Below are 16,731 nucleotides of genomic sequence, written 5' to 3'. Positions count from 1 at the left end.
CGCAGTTCCTGAGTTGATTGTTTGAATCTATACCCGACTGTGAGAACCAAAAGGCGAAGCCGCGGCTTCGCCTTCAGTTTTGACATGGGATGAGTATCGTTAGTTCTGGAAGCTGGAAGGTGAAGCATCGCCGAAGCGATGTGCCGAGCCGTTCTCTGTGACCTCTTTTGCAGGAACGATCGCCGCCGTGCTGGTGAAGTCGAGCTTGAGGAACGAAGAGTTCCCATTCCGTCCGGGCAGAACAAATGCCTTGTCCTGTGCGGCCATGGCTTCCGGCTGGCCGACGAATGGGTTTTCAGCCAGAGCGGCACTGGTGCTGAGAACAATTGCGGTAATAGCAAAAGCGATCTTTTTCATTTTCTGTCTCCTTGTGACTTTGTTTTGGCTTGTGAAAATCAAAGCCGTTTGATGGAGCGAATATGGTACGCCCCCTTTCATGATTGAAATGATTTGTTATAATTTGAATTATGAGCAGGATTCATAATATCGACCTCAATCTGATCCGTGTCTTCAACGCGTTGATGGAAGAGCGGAACGTGACCAAGGCCGGGGAGAGGCTCAATCTCACCCAGTCGGCGGTCAGTCATGCTCTTGGAAAATTGCGTCAGCTGCTGTCAGATGAACTGTTCGTGCGCGGCCCACAGGGTATGAATCCGACACCACGCGCCGAAGAGCTGTCGCAGCCGCTGCGTTCGGCTCTTGCTGACATATCGGCAGCACTTTCACCAGTTCAGTTCGATCCCGCCACGGCGGATATGAGCTTTGTGGTTGCCACTTCCGATTTCTATATCGGCACGCTCTTTCCTGCCGTCATGGAGCGGCTCGAAAAGGAAGCGCCGGGCATCCGGCTTTGGCTTCGATTGTTCAATGATCTCAATCTGGTCGAAGAGCTGGATCGCGGAACCCTGCATCTCGTTGTCGGTGCTTTCGGACGCGTTCCCAGCCGTTTCAGGCGGGAGCCACTGGTATCCGTCGATAATGTCTGGATCATGCGCAAGGGCCATCCGGCTTCTTCCGGCCCGCTGACAATTGAAACACTCGGGCAGTATCCGCATATTGACGTCTTGTTGTCAGGTCGTGCGGCAATGGAAGCTGCCGGCATGCAAGAGCAGGAAGGCCTTGAGCGAGCGTTTGTAACCAGCAATCCGCCATTTCTTGAGGGGCTGCTACGGGAGGTCGGTCTGTCACGCCGTATTGGCGCAACGGTTTCCCTCATTCTTGCCGTACCGCCGCTTGTCGCGGCGACCAATATGATCGCCCTGTTACCGCGCAGTGTCGCGGAAACCTACAAAGATACTTACGGTCTCGTTCTGCATGAGGCGCCCTATCCGTTGCCAGCCACTCAGATCAACATGCTGTCGCACAATACTTTCGGGGCGCATCCGGCTGTTGCCTGGCTGCGTTCTGTTCTGCGCGAAGCGATAACAGCTTCCCAAGCCTGACTCATCAGAAATGACAAAAACGCCGGGCTATAACCCGGCGTTCTCTTGCAACGTTCCAACCGACAAGCAAAGTTCGCTTACCGAAATTGTCGCGGCGGCTTATTTGCCGGATGCCATCGTGTTGTAGCTGGTGATCAGGTTGCGATAATCTGGAATGTGGTTTGCAAACAGCGTACCCAGACCTTCAATATCGTTGCGCCAGTCGCGATGCAGTTCACAGGCAACGCCGAACCAGGTCATCAGCTGCACACCGGCTGCACTCATGCGGTCCCATGCCGAATGGCGGGTCACTTCATTGAAGGTGCCCGACGCATCAGTGACGACAAAGACGTCGAAACCGGCTTCGATAGCGGACAATGCCGGGAAAGCCACGCAGACTTCGGTCACGACACCAGCGATGAGCAACTGCTTCTTGCCGGTAGCCTTCACCGCCTTGACGAATTCCTCATTGTCCCAGGCGTTGATCTGGCCGGGGCGAGCGATATAAGGCGCATCGGGGAATGTTTCCTTCAGCTCCGGCACCAATGGGCCATTCGGGCCGTTTTCAAAACTGGTGGTCAGAACAGTCGGCAGTTTGAAATACTTGGCGAGATCGGCCAGCGCCAGCACATTGTTCTTGAATTTGTCCGGGTCGAAATCCCGTACCAGCGACAGCAGACCGGTCTGGTGATCGACGAGAAGAACAGCAACATCATCCTTGTTGAGGCGTACATATGGCTTGGTCATCGACGTTTCCTTTCAGGAAGTCAGAGGATAGATCGCCACCCGTATATTCGTGTAACGTTTGGCGTTGGTGGAATGAATGAAAGCTATCCCGGCAACGAAAAGCGCAAAAGATTGTCAAAATCGACGCTGCGTTCTATTAATGGAACGATGGAAGACCTGAACGACCTCTATTACTTTGTGCAGGTGGTTGATCATGGCGGCTTCGCGCAGGCAGGCCGCGCCATCGGCCTGCAAAAATCGAAACTGAGCCGCCGTATCGCGATTCTGGAGGAGCGGCTGGGCGTCCGCCTAATCCAGCGCTCGTCGCGCCATTTTTCCGTTACCGATATCGGACGTGAATATTACCGCCGCTGTCTGGCAGTTCTGGTTGAAGCGGAAGCTGCCACTGCTTTCATCGCGCAACATCGCGACGAGCCGCAAGGCGTGGTTCGGTTAAGCTGCCCGACAGCGCTGATTTCATTCCAGTTCGGGGCGTTGTTTGCCAAGTTTCTCACAGCCTATCCGAAGGTGGACCTGCATCTGGAAAGCACCAACCGCCGTGTTGACGTGATCGGCGAACGTTTCGATGTTTCCATCCGCGTGCGGTTTCCGCCGCTGGAGCAAACCGACCTTCTGATGCGCAAACTGGACGACAGTTCGCAGTATCTGGTCGCGCGGCCGGGCTTCCTCAATGAACCTGTGACCACACCGGCTGATCTGGTGGGGCTACCAAGCCTTGCATGGACATCAGCCTCCCATAATTATGAATGGCGGCTTGAGAAGCACAATGGCGAGCGCGCCGTCATTCCGCACCGTCCCCGCTTCCTGACTGACGACATGGCTGCCTTGCGCGATGCCGCGCTCGACGGTGCCGGGATCGTGCAGCTGCCAACCATGATGATCTGGCGTGACCTTGCCGCAGGCACATTGGTGCCTGTCTTGCCCGAATGGCGCCCGGCCGCGGGTATCGTCCATGCTGTATTTCCATCCAGACGTGGCTTGCTGCCTTCGGTGCGTACCCTGATCGACTTTCTGGCGCGGGAATGTGCCGTTCAGCGCAAGGCCATCGACGAAACTATTCTTTAGCCAGCGGTAGACGATACGTCGGAGAAGGTCTCTGGGTCGTCATGACCTGTGTTCGCTTGCGGATAAAGCGGCATACTCTTCGACCAAAAAATCGAGAAGCGCGCGCACCGAAGGCAGCGGGCCACGCCGCGAGGGAAAGGCAGCATGGATGATGCCGCTGCGGGGTACCCAGTCGGGCAGAAGATCAATCAACCGCCCAGCCTTTATATCATCCCGGACAACCATTGTGGGAAACTGGCAAACGCCGATGCCTTGAAGAGCGGCCAGCCGCAGCGCAACCATATCTTCCGTGATCAGCAGCGGTTGATAGGGAATTTCAGCCGTCGTGCCGTTCGGACCAAGCAGGTTCCATTCAAAACTGTTGTGGGATGATCCCCAGGCAAGGCCGGGCATGTCGACGAGGTCGGCGGGGACGGCGTTGCATCCCTCCTTGACGAATACAGGGCTTGCCACCAGTCGTTGCTCGCTTTCCGCCAGCTTGCGGATGACGAGATCGCTATCCTCGAGCGGTGGAAAGCGGACGCGGATCGCGAGATCGAAGCCTTCGCGGATAACATCCACGCGCCGGTTTGTGCTTTCCAGATGTATTTTCACCTTTGGGTAGCGCGCCATGAAACGGGCGATCATCTCACCGACCTGGAAATAAATGACCGATGCCGGGCAACTCACGCGCACCGTGCCTTGCGGTTCCGTGCGCATTCTGTCGATCACATCCAGTGCGGCATCGGCCTCAACCATCATCGCCAGACAATGGCGATAAAATTCCTGGCCGATATCTGTCACGGCAAATTGTCGGGTGGTGCGCTGGATAAGCCTGACACCGAGATCATTTTCCAGCAGGGCGATCCGGCGGCTTAGCCTGGAGCGCGGCATATCCAGTTTTCGGGACGCAGCGGAAAAGCCGCCTTGCTCCACGACTTCCACATAAAGCCGCATATCGTTGAGATCAGCCATGGCCGGGCCTTTCATTGTCCTGTTTTCAGGACAGTATAGCCTGAACTTCGATCTACCGGTCAATTTGTTCCAGATTTATTTTGCTCTCAGACAGTCAATTCAGTGTCCGCAAGGCAACGAAATAAATCGGGAAGATCGAGATGAGACAGGTTATCGGCATTTACAGCAGCTCATCGCCCCATTGGGTGGGTGATGGATTTCCGGTTCGCTCCATGGTTTCCCATGCGACAATGGGCGAACACATCAGTCCCTTCTTGCATCTTGATTATGCCGGGCCGGAACAGTTTGCACCCACGGCAACCCCGCGCGGTGTTGGCAGCCATCCCCATCGCGGTTTTGAAACCGTGACCATTGTCTATCAGGGCGAAGTTGAACATCGCGATTCCACTGGAAGCGGAGGCATGATCGGTCCCGGTGATGTACAATGGATGACTGCTGCCGCCGGGATTTTGCACGAGGAGCGCCATTCGAAGGCGTTTACCGAACAGGGAGGCACGCTGGAAATGGTGCAGCTCTGGGTCAACCTGCCTGCCAAGGACAAGTCCGCGCCCGCCGCTTACCAGACGGTGCTCGATCGGGATATTCCGACCGTGGCCCTGCCGGATGAAGCTGGAATTGTCCGTGTCATAGCCGGGAACTATGCCGGACATGCCGGACCAGCACGCACCTTCACGCCGATTGATCTATGGGACCTGCGCCTGAAACAGGGCGGAAGCGTTGTGTTTGATCTTCCCGATCAACATACGACCGGCCTGGCAATCTTGCGCGGAACGATCACCGTCAACGGCAACAGATCGGCACGGGATGCGCAATTCGTTCTGCTCGACCGAAAAGGTGGAAGTTTCGAGGTTACGGCTGACAGCGACGCAACCGTCCTTCTGCTGAGCGGCGAACCGCTTGAAGAGCCCGTCGCCATGCGTGGCCCTTTCGTCATGAACACAAATGAAGAATTGCAGGATGCTTTCGCGGATTTCCGAACAGGGAAATTCGGCACCATTCCTGCCTAATCCATTCCCCTGGTGTCAGTATGAACCACGGGTATCCCCGGACCGGAAATGCTTTCGGCCCTGAATACGTCCAAGCCTGAAGAAGGAGACTTAAAATGAGCAGCCCAGCTAACTTTAATGGCCAGCGTCCGGTTATCGACCCCAACGACGCCGTCATGCTTCTGATCGACCATCAGAGCGGCCTGTTTCAGACCGTCGCAGACATGCCGATGCCTGTTTTGCGCAATCATGCGACCGCGCTTGCCAAGATGGCCACGCTGACCAAGATGCCGGTTATCACCACGGCATCCGTGCCGCAGGGCCCCAATGGTCCGCTGATCCCCGAGATTCATGAGAACGCCCCTCATGCCAAATATGTAGCGCGCCGCGGCGAGATCAACGCATGGGACAATCCGGATTTCGTTGCTGCCGTGAAGGCTACGGGCCGCAAGACCCTGATCATCGCAGGCACCATTACCAGCGTTTGCATGGCCTTCCCGGCAATCAGTGCCGTTCAGGATGGTTACAAGGTTTTCGCCGTGGTGGACGCATCCGGAACCTATTCCAAGATGGCGCAGGAAATTACGCTCGCTCGTGTTGTTCAGGCCGGTGTCGTGCCGATGGATACGGCTGCGGTGGCTTCGGAACTCCAGAAGACATGGCATCGTGACGATGCGCAGGAATGGGCCAATGTCTACACCAAGATTTTCCCTCCCTACCAGCTTCTCATCGAAAGCTACTTGAAGGCGCAGGAAGTCGAAAAGAACCACGAACAGCTCGATTCACAGCGTGGCTGATTGTGACCAAAATACAAAAGGGCGGCAGGTTAACTGCCGCCCTTCTTCTTGTCCTCAAGTTGATATGAAAACCGCATTGCGCAATGAATGTACGCAATGCTTTTCAATGTTCAGCCTGTCGTGTCATCCCACGGATTTCCCGACAGTTTTATGCGCAAGGCTTACTTCTGCCAGCTCTTGACCAGTTCATCGTAATTGACCGTAACCGGCTTTTCTTTTTCGTTCTCGATCTTCAGTTGAGGAGCGAGGTTGCCCTTGGAAACGGCATCCTTGTTCCAGTACTCGATGTCATGTTCCTCGGCGAGCTTCGGTCCAATGTCGCCCTGTACCCCCGCACGTTCCAGACGCGAGAGAACTTTTTCCTGTTCGGCGCAAAGTGAATCCATCGCTTCCTGTGCCGTTTTTGCACCCGACGATGCATCGCCGATCGCCTGCCACCAGAGCTGAGCCAGCTTTGGATAGTCAGGCACGTTGGTGCCGGTTGGCGACCACTGGACGCGGGCCGGCGACCGATAGAACTCGACCAGACCGCCGAGCTTCGGTGCCCGATCCGTGAAGCTCTGATGATGGATGGATGAGTCGCGGATGAAGGTCAGACCCACATGGCTCTTTTTCACATCGACCGTCTTGGACGTCACGAACTGCGCATAGAGCCAGGCAGCCTTGGCCCGGTCATCCGGGGTGGACTTCATGAGGGTCCAGGAACCCACGTCCTGATAGCCAAGCTTCATGCCGTCCTTCCAGTAGACGCCATGCGGGGAGGGGGCAACACGCCATTTCGGCGTGCCATCCTCGTTCACGACGGGCAGGCCGGGCTTGGCCATATCGGCAGTGAAAGCCGTGTACCAGAAAATCTGCTGGGCGATGTTGCCTTGCGACGGAACCGGGCCGGATTCGGAGAAGGTCATGCCTTGAGCTTCTGCCGGAGCATAGGCCTTGATCCAGTCGAGATATTTCTGGATGGCGTAGACCGAAGCTGGTCCATTGGTGTCGCCGCCGCGGGCTACGCATGAGCCGACCGGACGCGACTGTTCATCAACCTTGATACCCCATTCATCGACCGGCAGACCGTTTGGCAGTCCCTTGTCACCGTTGCCAGCCATGGAAAGCCACGCATCGGTAAAACGCCAGCCGAGAGACGGGTCCTTCTTGCCATAGTCCATATGGCCGTAGACCTTTTTGCCGTCGACATCGCGACCGGTGAAGAACTCGGCGATGTCCTCATAGGCAGACCAGTTGACCGGTACGCCAAGATCGTAGCCGTACTTGGCCTTGAAGTCGGCCTTGTTCTTCTCGTCGTTGAACCAGTCGTAGCGGAACCAATAGAGGTTTGCGAACTGCTGGTCGGGAAGCTGGTAGAGCTTCTTGTCCGGAGCCGTCGTGAACTTGCTGCCGATGAAATCGTCCAGATCGAGGCCCGGATTGGTGACATCCTTGCCTTCATTGGCCATGAAGTCGGTGAGGTTGCGGACCTGCTGATAGCGCCAGTGCGTGCCGATCAGATCGGAGTCGTTGACCCAGCCGTCATAAAGATTCTGGCCGGTCTGCATCTGGGTCTGAATTTTTTCGACGACGTCGCCTTCCTGAATAAGGTCATGCGTGACCTTGATGCCGGTGATGGCGGTAAATGCGGGCGCCAGCACCTTCGATTCATAATCATGGGTGGTCAGCGATTCCGAAACGACCTTGATATCCATGCCCTGGAAAGGCTTGGCCGCATCGATGAACCACTGCATTTCCTTTTCCTGATCGGCGCGCGACAGGGATGAAAGGTCGCCAATTTCCTTGTCGAGAAATTGCTTCGCCTCATCCATTCCCGCTGAAGCTGCACCTGTCATTGCCAGCACGATAAGTGCTGTAGTCGTCATTAGATGCCGTCGCATGTTGATCCTCCCAAAGCTTGCGAGTGCATTGCATATCGACTTCCGGGCGCGGTTTGTCCCCCGAGCCCATTTTGCGCGGAGCGGAAGGTTTCCGCTCCGGATTTCTCACACAAAGCGGAATACGCCGATGGCGTAGACCACTGAAATGGCAAGAGCCCACCAGAGGTTCGGACCAACCAGCCCGAGCCATGCCAGATTGATGAATGCGCTGCCGAGGAGCGAGATAAACAGGCGGTCGCCACGTGTTGTCTCGAAGCGCAGGATACCGTTGCGCGGCGAGCCGCCAGGCGAGATATATTCCCACACGCCCATGCCCAGCAGCAGAAATGCTATGGCGCAGAAAAATGCCGCCGTCTGCCAGGTCCAGGCCATCCATGAAAAGTCGGGCATATGAAACATCGTCATACCCTCCCCAGGGCAAAGCCCTTGGCGATGTAATTGCGAACAAACCAGATCACCAACGCACCGGGTATCAGCGTCAGAACACCCGCCGCAGCGAGCAGCCCCCAGTCCATACCTGCAGCAGAAACGGTGCGTGTCATCGTGGCTGCAATGGGTTTCGCGTCTGTCGTCGTGAGCGTGCGGGCGATGAGCAATTCCACCCATGAGAACATGAAGCAGAAGAAGGCTGCCACGCCGATGCCGGATGCGATCAGGGGCATGAAGATCTTCACGAAGAACTTTGGAAACGAATAGCCGTCGATATAGGCTGTCTCGTCGATTTCCTTCGGTACGCCCGACATGAAGCCTTCCAGAATCCACACCGCCAGCGGCACATTGAACAGACAATGCGCCAGTGCGACCGCGATATGCGTATCGATGAGCCCGAATGCCGAATAGAGCTGGAAGAACGGCAGGGCGAACACCGCCGGAGGCGCCATGCGGTTGGTCAGGAGCCAGAAGAACAGGTGTTTGTCGCCCAGAAATCGGTAGCGCGAGAAGGCATAGGCTGCAGGCAGCGCCACCGAAACCGAAATCACCATGTTCATGACCACATAGATGATCGAGTTGATGTAACCCGAATACCAGGCGGAGTCGGTGAAGATGGCGCGATAGTTCTGCAGTGTTGGCTCATGCGGAAAGAGCGTCAGCGACGTCAGGATTTCCTGATTGGTCTTGAAGCTCATATTGATGAGCCAATAGATCGGTATCAGAAGCAGAACGATATAGATTGTCGGTATCAGCCAGCCGAACCGCGACCTCTCACGTCTGCTAGATTTTTGTCGGACTGCGTTTGAGACCGGTGCAATTGCAGGTGCACTGCCCACCGAAGTTCCCTGTATGGCGTTCATCTCACACCTCCTGATCGTGGCTGGTCATGACGGTGTAGAACACCCATGACAGCAGCAGGATGATGAGGAAGTAGATCAACGACATCGCCGCCGCCGGTCCAAGATCGAACTGACCCAGCGCCATCTTGACCAGATCGATCGACAGAAATGTTGTCGAATTGCCCGGTCCACCGCCCGTCACCACGAAGGGCTCGGTATAAATCATGAAACTGTCCATGAAACGGAGCAGGACGGCGATCAGCAGAACGCGCTTCATCTTCGGCAGCTGGATGTAACGGAACACTGACAACCGCGAGGCTCCGTCGATTCTGGCTGCCTGATAATAGGCATCCGGAATGGATACGAGACTTGCATAGCACAACAGCACGACGAGGCTGGTCCAGTGCCATACGTCCATGATGATGATCGTCACCCAGGCGTCGAACGGATCGTTGACATAGTTGTAGTCCAGCCCCAGCCAGTTGGCGTAATAGCCGAGCAGGCCGATGTCGCTGCGTCCGAAAACCTGCCAGATCGTGCCGACCACGTTCCACGGGATCAGCAGGGGCAATGCCATGGTGACCAGACAGACGGGGACCCAGAAGCCCTTTTTGGGCATGTTGAGCGCAATCAGGATGCCGAGCGGTATCTGGATCGCGAGGACGATGAACGAGAAAATGAGATTGCGCCAGAGCGCATCCCAGAAACGACCGGAATGAAGGATTTGCTCGAACCAGTCCGTCCCGGCCCAGAAGAACTGGTTGTTGCCGAACGTATCCTGCACCGAATAGTTCACCACCGTCATCAGTGGAATGACGGCGGAAAAGGCGACCAGCACCAGCACCGGCAAGACCAGAAACCAGGCTTTGTTGTTCCAGCTTTTTTCCATGGTCAGCCCTCCATTCCCACGCGCCAGGAATCCGCGAATATGCCGATTGCCTTCGGATCGAAGGTCACGCGCGGTTCGGCTGGTATCTCGTCGTCCTCGCCGATCACGACGGCGAGTTTCTGCCCCTCGAAGCCTGCCCGCACGATGCGGTAGCGCCCGATATCCTCGATCTTGTCGATGCGGATTGGCAGGCCTTCGCGACCGAGCCTGACAAATTCCGGACGGATGCCCAGTTCGATGCTTTTTGCATCACCAATCTGCGGTATGCCGGGCAGTGGAATGGCCTGCGCGCCGACTGTGGCAGTCTGGCCGTCGATCCGTGCTGGCATGAGGTTCATACCCGGCGAGCCGATGAAATAGCCAACGAATGTATGCTTCGGGCGCTCGAACAGTTCGGCAGGCGTGCCGATCTGCACTATTTCTCCGTTATGCATCACCACGACCTTGTCGGCGAATGTCAGCGCCTCCGTCTGGTCATGCGTGACGTAGACCATCGTGAAACCCGATTGGCGGTGCAAGCGTTTCAGCTGCGAGCGCAGCACCCATTTCATATGCGGATCGATAACCGTCAGGGGTTCATCGAACAGGATTGCGTTCACATTCGCGCGTACCAGTCCCCGACCGAGCGAAATCTTCTGTTTCTGATCTGCCGTCAGTCCGCGTGCGCGTCGCCCGGCAATGCCGCCGAGATCGGTCATTTCCAGAATATCCTTGACGCGACGTTCCACTTCCGCTTCTGGCATCCGTCGGTTGCGCAACGGAAAGGCCAGATTGTCGAACACGGTCATCGTGTCGTAGACGACGGGAAACTGAAAGACCTGCGCAATGTTGCGGTCCTCGGTGGCAAGGCCGGTTACGTCCTGCCCGTCGAAAAGGATTCGCCCCTCAGTCGGTTGCAGCAGGCCGGAAATGATGTTGAGCAGGGTTGTCTTGCCGCAACCGGACGGGCCGAGCAGTGCGTAGGCGCTGCCGTCCTCCCACTCGTAATTGACCATGTTGAGAGCGTATTCGCCTGCCGCTTGCGCCTTCGCGTTATAAGCGTGGCGGATATGATCGAGAGTGATACGTGCCATCGTCGCCCTCCTATGCCGCCAAACCAACCGTGCGGCCAACCGCGCGGCCAGTTTCATCGAATGCCATCAGGTGTCGCGTGTCGAGGTAGACCTCGATTTCGCGATCGGGCTCGACGATCTGGATACCGTGCGCCAGCATGACCCAGCGGTCGCCTTCGTAATCGAGATGGATGAAGCTTTCCGATCCGGCGATCTCGGATACCAGCGTGCGGGCCCGAATGGGAACCGTAGCGTTTTCCGTCGGACGGACCAGCAGATGATGCGGCTGAAACGCGATCGTCAGCGGACCGTCGCTTATATCAGCCAATTGGCTTGGTACGGCAATGGCCGGGCGGTCGGCGCGCAGGAAACGATCCCCCGACTTGACCATGCGTGCTGTGTTCAGGGGCGGATCGGCAAATGTTCGTGCCGTGACGAGGTCGAGCGGGCGGCGATAGACATCGATTGTGCGCCCGAACTGCGTGATGCGACCTTCCGAAAGTGCCGCCGTATTGCCGCCGAGCAGCAGGGCTTCCGAAGGTTCGGTTGTTGCGTAAACAAAGATCGCACCGGATTCGGCAAAGATGCGCGGCAGCTCTTCACGGAGTTCCTCACGCAGCTTGTAGTCGAGATTGGCCAGCGGTTCATCGAGGAGGACGAGATTGGCCTTTTTCACAATGGCCCGGGCAATCGCAGTGCGTTGTTGCTGTCCGCCGGAGAGGTTAAGCGGTGTGCGGTCCAGATAAGGCGTCAGCTTGAGAAGGTCCGCCGCTTTGCGAACCTCGCTGTCGATCTCCGACTGGGCCTTGCCAGCGATGCGCATGGGGGAAGCAATGTTTTCATAGACCGTCAGAGCCGGGTAATTGATAAACTGCTGGTAGACCATCGCCACATTGCGCTTCTGCACGGGCATGCCTGTAACATCCTGTCCGTCGAACAGGATCGAGCCTTCACTTGGCTTGTCCAGGCCCGCCATGAGGCGCATGAGCGAGGTCTTCCCGGACAAGGTCGGTCCGAGCAGGACATTCAGGCTCCCGCGAGGCAGTACCAGACTTGTCGGATGGATATGGGTGGCTCCACCAACCGTCTTCGAGATATTTCGCAATTCCAGCATATGTCCCGAGGCCTCCTCCAACCGTCGGAATTATTGCGCTTATTGGCAATTCCTCTCAATATGAACTTCCAGGGACTGTGCCTTATCCCTTATGAGCAATCCGTGTTCTGCGATCCGCTTCCACACTTTCTCAGGAAACATGCAAGTTCCAACGACAATCCGGGCACTGTTAACAGGATGTTTCCCAACGGATTTCATCCAGCTTAACACAACACCGAACCCGGCGCTCAACGAGCGCGAGCCAGCAGATGCGGCAGCGCGACCGTGATCTTTAACGCTTGAACAAACTCGGTTTGGATGACTTCGACAAGCACGTAGCTTGTCGCTTTGGCGATGGTGCCGAACGCCGTTATCGCCACTGTCCGAGAAGAGGGCATGCGCACTCGTAACTGACATGTTCCTCCCCCTGTTCACACGTTCGGCCATTGCGAGTGTGAAAGCCAAACAATGAAAATCGAAAACAAAAAGAAAGTCAAATGAAGATAATTGTTTCACTTGCGAAATGTGGGCGGACCGTCGCGAGCCATGTGAAATGGTAGCTGTCGGTATAGCTGCGGTCCGCGCAGAGCAGGTTTCCTGCAGCGGATACATATAAGCTCAAGTTACCCGCACGGAACCCGAAGGGTGCATTACACCTAAACAGATGTAGACAAATTACCGGCTCTTCTTTTGCGTCATTTGACGGCACAATAGCCATGGAGCCGAATATTTCTCAACACCATTGGGAATTGGGCCCGGCGAGGAGAAATGGTGATGAATGAACTACGTCCCATATCCAACGAGACCCTCACTGCAGGTGGTGTTCAAGGTACGTCTTTAACTATCGCAGCCGGACACCTGGCGCTCGTGCCAACATGGCTCCCTTTCGGTGTCGCTTCAGGCACAACCGGCAATTCCGCCGGAAGCGGTGGAATGGGACTGAGCGTCGGTGTGATAAGCAGCGACGCATCCGCTGTGTTCGTTCCGTCCAATACGGCAGTTGCCGGTCCGGGAGCCGGGGCGGGCGCGGACCAGTTCAACAATGCATTGATTAATCAGCATGTCGTTGAAATGGCTGGAATGGGGGGAGACGGCGGAAACGGCAACGCCGTGATCGGAGGTACAGAAGGCGCGACCTCCAATCATGCAGGAAGCGGTGGCGACGGGGTTTTCTTTGGCGGACTTGTCAGCTCCGACGTCGCGGTTTTTGCTCCCGTCAATGCTGCGGTTGCAGGCGGATCCAATTCCGTAGCGTCTGCCAACCAGACCAACAACGCTGCCTTCCTGCAAGGCGCGGACCAGATGGCGGGTATTGGAGGCTCGGGTGGAGACCATAATGCTGCCGGGTCTGTTTCGGCCTCTCCGATACATACAGACGCTGGAAATTCCTATTATTTCACCGGTGATAATTATGCGGGTCATGGTGGCGCGGGTGTTTTTGCCGGCACCATGATCGATGTGAACGTGGCGATTTTCTCCCCCATCAATATCGCTGTCGCTGCTGCTGGCGGCAATGCAGAGGCGCACCAGACAAACAACGTGATTTTCGATCAGGGCGGCACGCAGATTGCCGGGATCGGCGGTAATGGCGGCGGCTTCAACATGGCCTCGGACACAATTTTCACCGGCAATACAGCTGCAGGAAGCGGTGGTGACAGTGTTTCCCTGGGCAGTATGGTGGACGTGAATATCGGGTATTTCCACCCGATCAATATTGCAGTTCCCGCTGGCGGAACCGCTGATGCCCAGCAGTTAGACCATCTGCTTGTCGATCAGCATGCTCTACAGATTGCCGGTATCGGTGGTTCAGGCGGCTACGACAATCTGACCGACACAAGCCATGATGCGCTTCTTGCAAGCGACATTCTTGGCCTTCTTCACGCTTGATACATTCCGGTCTGGCCCACCCTAAAGTAGGTACCCGAATTTCTAGCTAGTCCCGCAACATCAACACGCGCACTCTTTGGAACGCGGTCGGTAACGCGATTTTGCCAATCTCTTATCTGGGAATGCCGACCACCAAGACTGATGTTCAATCCGAAACAGGGCTGGGGCTCAACAGGGAGGAATTAAACAATGCCTATTCCGAGAGTTTCCGACACAATCCATCTCAGTGACGTTTATGCAGGCGACGCTAATGCCGGTAACGGTGCTGACGGCTATAATTTTGGGAATATCAATTACAATCCAAGTGCAGTCGTGGCCAATACGCAAAACGTAACAGGCGCAGCCGTTGATGTGCATAGTGGCGATTCCCCCTGGTTAAACGCCACTTGGGACGCAGGCCATGCCGGAGATGGCGGCGGAGCCGATGCAGCGAATGGCTTTCTCGCCAACATCACCAACAATGGTGCAGGCGGTGCTGGCGGCGACGCGAATTCCAACGGCAGTCTGGGTTCTTCGAGCGGCGGCAATGTAGCAGCCGGTCAGGCGGACACCAGTGCCGTTCAATATACCGAACTTCTGGCCGACCAGCACGCAACGATCCTTGCAGGGGTCGGTGGCAACGGCGGCGATGGGAACATGGCTCGCGGCGGTGATATTTCCTCTGCGCTCGTGCACTCCAATCCGGAAACGACGACCACAACAACCACTACGACGACCAACGATATAGCGAACTTTATCGACAGCTTTAACGACAATTTTCACGATATCGATCTGAGCCACTTGCCGCTGTGATCGGCAATTGGGTTTTTCTGCGTAGTCGAGAAATCCGACTTGGGAGCGATGGTTGAAATCGTTGCTCCCCATTTTACCCGGAATTGCCGATACGCTGACATTGCCTCGCAGGCCAATGGGTATTGTGAACCTACGATAACAATGGAGATCTCGACGGAGACGACACATGACAGCGGCATTTACGCAAGCGCGCTATACGGTGACCCCATTGGTCGCTGCCTTGCGTCGGTGTGCCGGTGCCTTCGGTTTGGTCTTCGCCTATAGTTGCGGCTACAATATTTTTCTGCTTGCTCCCTCCCTCTATCTTCTTCAGATTTATGATCGTGTTCTGTCGAGCCGCAGTGTTGATACTTTGCTGATGCTGACGATCATCATCGCGATAGCCGTTATTGTCGGGTCTCTGTTCGATATCGTACGCCGCGCCGCGCTTTCCCGGATCGGTAGCTGGCTCGATCGTCAATTGCGTCCTGTCGTCATGAATGCATCCTTCGAATATGCGGCGCGCACCGATGCCGGAACAGCCGCTGAAAATTATCGTGACCTTTCCGTGTTGCGCCAGTTTCTGGATTCCCCATCATGTGCACTATTGTTCGATATTCCCTGGGCCCCAGTTTTTCTTGTGCTGCTTTTTCTGGTTCATCCGCTCCTCGGGTTTATCGGCTTGAGCAGTGCATTGTGCCTGCTGCTTTTGGCCTTGTTGAATGAATTCACGACGCGCGAATTGAATGAACAGGCAAATATTGCGCAGGCACGAAGCTATTCCCGCTTCACAATGGCTCTCAAATATATCGGTGTAATCCGCGCGATGGGGATGCAACATGGCGCGGCTCACCTCATTTACCGGGATGCCGAGGCTGTCAGAGCGGCTCAGGACGGGGTGGTACGTCGAACAGAGGTACTTCAGGCATTCTCGAAATCGGTGCGTGCGTTGACGCAAATTTTGATGATGGGAGCCGCGACATGGCTCGTCCTCCAGAACAACAGCAACCCCGGAATTATTTTTGTCGCCAGTCTGTTGCTGGGGCGTGGACTGGCACCTGTAGAAGGAGCCATAGGCGCGTGGCGGGCACTGGCTTTCGTGCGCGGCGCATTCAACCGCCTGAACAAGATGCTCACTCTGGTTGCACCCGGAGACAACAAGCGAACCATTCTGCTACCGGAGCCCAAGGGCCAGCTCGTTCTCGACAATGTCGGCTATCGGTTCCCCTCATCGGATCGGTTCATTCTGCGAGGCGTATCGTTTCAGGTTGCTCCTGGCGATTGTGTTGCCTTGATTGGCCCTTCTGGATCGGGCAAGTCGACTCTCGGACGAATTCTGGCCGGCGTTTCGCGGCCCACGTGTGGGTGTGCTCTTCTGGGTGGCATTGATATTTCACTGCTTCGCCATTGCGACAATGCCCGCCATATCGGCTATCTCCCGCAGGATATTGAACTTTTCGGCGGTGCGATCAAAGACGTCATCGGGCGGCTCGACAGCTCGGATCCGCGTAAGGTTATCGAAGCTGCCAAGCTCGTCGGACTGCATGAGACAATCATGCGATTGCCGCAGGGATACGAAACCGATATCGGCGAAGGTGGCGCCTTGCTTCTGCGGGCGCAACGCCAGCAATTGGGACTGGCGCGCGCAGCCTATGGCAACCCTCCTCTTGTGGTCCTTGATGATCCGAATTCCAGTCTCGACTATGAGGGTGAGCGGCTGTTGTTCGACGCCATAGAGCGCATGAAGTGCAGGCAAATTACAATTGTGATCATCACGCATCGAATGGGCATTCTGCCCGTGACCGACAAAATCGCTGTGATGCGCGACGGTATGGTGAGCGCTTTTGGAGATAGCGAGAAAATCTTCGATGCTTTCCTTCGCGTCCCCGCGAAAACTGGACCGTAAGGGATGCCT

At 56.1% G+C, this 16,731-nt stretch carries 17 protein-coding genes; 7 read left to right on the top strand and 10 right to left on the bottom strand.

Annotated elements, in window-relative coordinates; translation table 11 throughout:
* Nucleotides 1-99 precede the first annotated feature (99 nt).
* Nucleotides 100-357 (bottom strand): hypothetical protein, encoded by a 258-nt coding sequence (locus AAE521_RS19780; RefSeq protein ID WP_071631245.1) that lies wholly within the window; start codon nucleotides 355-357, stop codon nucleotides 100-102.
* A gap of 110 nt (nucleotides 358-467) precedes the next feature.
* Between AAE521_RS19780 and AAE521_RS19775 the strand changes: the two genes are divergently transcribed.
* Nucleotides 468-1,442: a LysR family transcriptional regulator gene (locus AAE521_RS19775; RefSeq protein ID WP_342062209.1), complete on the top strand. Its 975-nt coding sequence runs from the start codon at nucleotides 468-470 to the stop codon at nucleotides 1,440-1,442.
* A gap of 99 nt (nucleotides 1,443-1,541) precedes the next feature.
* Here the strand turns inward: AAE521_RS19775 and ycaC are convergent, their stop codons facing one another.
* Entirely contained in the window at nucleotides 1,542-2,168 is a 627-nt protein-coding gene (gene ycaC / locus AAE521_RS19770) for an isochorismate family cysteine hydrolase YcaC (protein WP_071631247.1), read from the bottom strand.
* A gap of 147 nt (nucleotides 2,169-2,315) precedes the next feature.
* Here ycaC and AAE521_RS19765 point away from each other — a divergent pair, with 147 nt between their 5' ends.
* Nucleotides 2,316-3,233: a LysR substrate-binding domain-containing protein gene (locus AAE521_RS19765; RefSeq protein WP_012093321.1), complete on the top strand. Its 918-nt coding sequence runs from the start codon at nucleotides 2,316-2,318 to the stop codon at nucleotides 3,231-3,233.
* 39 nt (nucleotides 3,234-3,272) lie between these two features.
* On the opposite strand, the gene AAE521_RS19760 is transcribed toward AAE521_RS19765, so the two are convergent.
* Complete coding sequence (locus tag AAE521_RS19760) at nucleotides 3,273-4,187, bottom strand: LysR family transcriptional regulator (RefSeq protein WP_342062208.1); 915 nt, start codon at nucleotides 4,185-4,187, stop codon at nucleotides 3,273-3,275.
* Nucleotides 4,188-4,327: 140 nt separating this feature from the next.
* Between AAE521_RS19760 and AAE521_RS19755 the strand changes: the two genes are divergently transcribed.
* The gene (locus AAE521_RS19755) at nucleotides 4,328-5,194 is read left to right on the top strand and encodes a pirin family protein (RefSeq protein ID WP_342062207.1); all 867 of its coding nucleotides are present in this window, start codon (nucleotides 4,328-4,330) and stop codon (nucleotides 5,192-5,194) included.
* A gap of 95 nt (nucleotides 5,195-5,289) precedes the next feature.
* The gene (locus tag AAE521_RS19750; RefSeq protein ID WP_010659169.1) at nucleotides 5,290-5,970 is read left to right on the top strand and encodes a hydrolase; all 681 of its coding nucleotides are present in this window, start codon (nucleotides 5,290-5,292) and stop codon (nucleotides 5,968-5,970) included.
* Between the two features lie 161 nt (nucleotides 5,971-6,131).
* Here the strand turns inward: AAE521_RS19750 and AAE521_RS19745 are convergent, their stop codons facing one another.
* The 7 genes from AAE521_RS19745 to AAE521_RS19715 all read right to left on the bottom strand — a co-directional run bounded on the left by AAE521_RS19745 (nucleotide 6,132) and on the right by AAE521_RS19715 (nucleotide 12,556).
* A complete protein-coding gene (locus tag AAE521_RS19745) occupies nucleotides 6,132-7,853 on the bottom strand; it encodes an ABC transporter substrate-binding protein (protein WP_342062206.1) in 1,722 nt (573 codons plus the stop codon).
* Nucleotides 7,854-7,958: 105 nt separating this feature from the next.
* Nucleotides 7,959-8,252, bottom strand: coding sequence for a DUF2160 domain-containing protein (locus AAE521_RS19740; protein WP_012093317.1), 294 nt, complete (start codon nucleotides 8,250-8,252; stop codon nucleotides 7,959-7,961).
* Between the two features lie 2 nt (nucleotides 8,253-8,254).
* Nucleotides 8,255-9,145, bottom strand: coding sequence for a carbohydrate ABC transporter permease (locus AAE521_RS19735; protein ID WP_010659166.1), 891 nt, complete (start codon nucleotides 9,143-9,145; stop codon nucleotides 8,255-8,257).
* A gap of 1 nt (nucleotide 9,146) precedes the next feature.
* Complete coding sequence (locus AAE521_RS19730) at nucleotides 9,147-10,013, bottom strand: carbohydrate ABC transporter permease (RefSeq protein ID WP_342062205.1); 867 nt, start codon at nucleotides 10,011-10,013, stop codon at nucleotides 9,147-9,149.
* A 2-nt stretch (nucleotides 10,014-10,015) separates the two neighbouring features.
* Nucleotides 10,016-11,086 carry an ABC transporter ATP-binding protein gene (locus tag AAE521_RS19725; RefSeq protein ID WP_029926706.1) on the bottom strand — a complete coding sequence of 357 codons (1,071 nt, stop codon included), beginning with the start codon at nucleotides 11,084-11,086 and terminating at the stop codon, nucleotides 10,016-10,018.
* 10 nt (nucleotides 11,087-11,096) lie between these two features.
* Entirely contained in the window at nucleotides 11,097-12,179 is a 1,083-nt protein-coding gene (locus tag AAE521_RS19720) for an ABC transporter ATP-binding protein (protein WP_342062204.1), read from the bottom strand.
* Nucleotides 12,180-12,406: 227 nt separating this feature from the next.
* Nucleotides 12,407-12,556, bottom strand: coding sequence for a hypothetical protein (locus tag AAE521_RS19715; protein ID WP_342062203.1), 150 nt, complete (start codon nucleotides 12,554-12,556; stop codon nucleotides 12,407-12,409).
* A 376-nt stretch (nucleotides 12,557-12,932) separates the two neighbouring features.
* Here AAE521_RS19715 and AAE521_RS19710 point away from each other — a divergent pair, with 376 nt between their 5' ends.
* The 3 genes from AAE521_RS19710 (at nucleotide 12,933) to AAE521_RS19700 (ending at nucleotide 16,722) form a co-directional block, all read left to right on the top strand.
* Nucleotides 12,933-14,045 (top strand): hypothetical protein, encoded by a 1,113-nt coding sequence (locus AAE521_RS19710; protein WP_071631255.1) that lies wholly within the window; start codon nucleotides 12,933-12,935, stop codon nucleotides 14,043-14,045.
* A 189-nt stretch (nucleotides 14,046-14,234) separates the two neighbouring features.
* On the top strand, nucleotides 14,235-14,837 hold the full coding sequence (locus AAE521_RS19705; protein WP_071631256.1) for a PE-PGRS family protein: 603 nt from the start codon (nucleotides 14,235-14,237) through the stop codon (nucleotides 14,835-14,837).
* A 166-nt stretch (nucleotides 14,838-15,003) separates the two neighbouring features.
* On the top strand, nucleotides 15,004-16,722 hold the full coding sequence (locus tag AAE521_RS19700) for a type I secretion system permease/ATPase (RefSeq protein ID WP_342062202.1): 1,719 nt from the start codon (nucleotides 15,004-15,006) through the stop codon (nucleotides 16,720-16,722).
* The last annotated feature ends 9 nt before the right edge of the window (nucleotides 16,723-16,731 follow it).

The sequence above is a fragment of the Brucella cytisi genome (genome assembly GCF_038433355.1).
Taxonomy (GTDB): Bacteria; Pseudomonadota; Alphaproteobacteria; order Rhizobiales; family Rhizobiaceae; genus Brucella; species Brucella cytisi.
The sequence above is the reverse complement of the archived record's forward strand: the minus strand, read 5'-3'. Positions and strand labels throughout refer to the sequence as shown.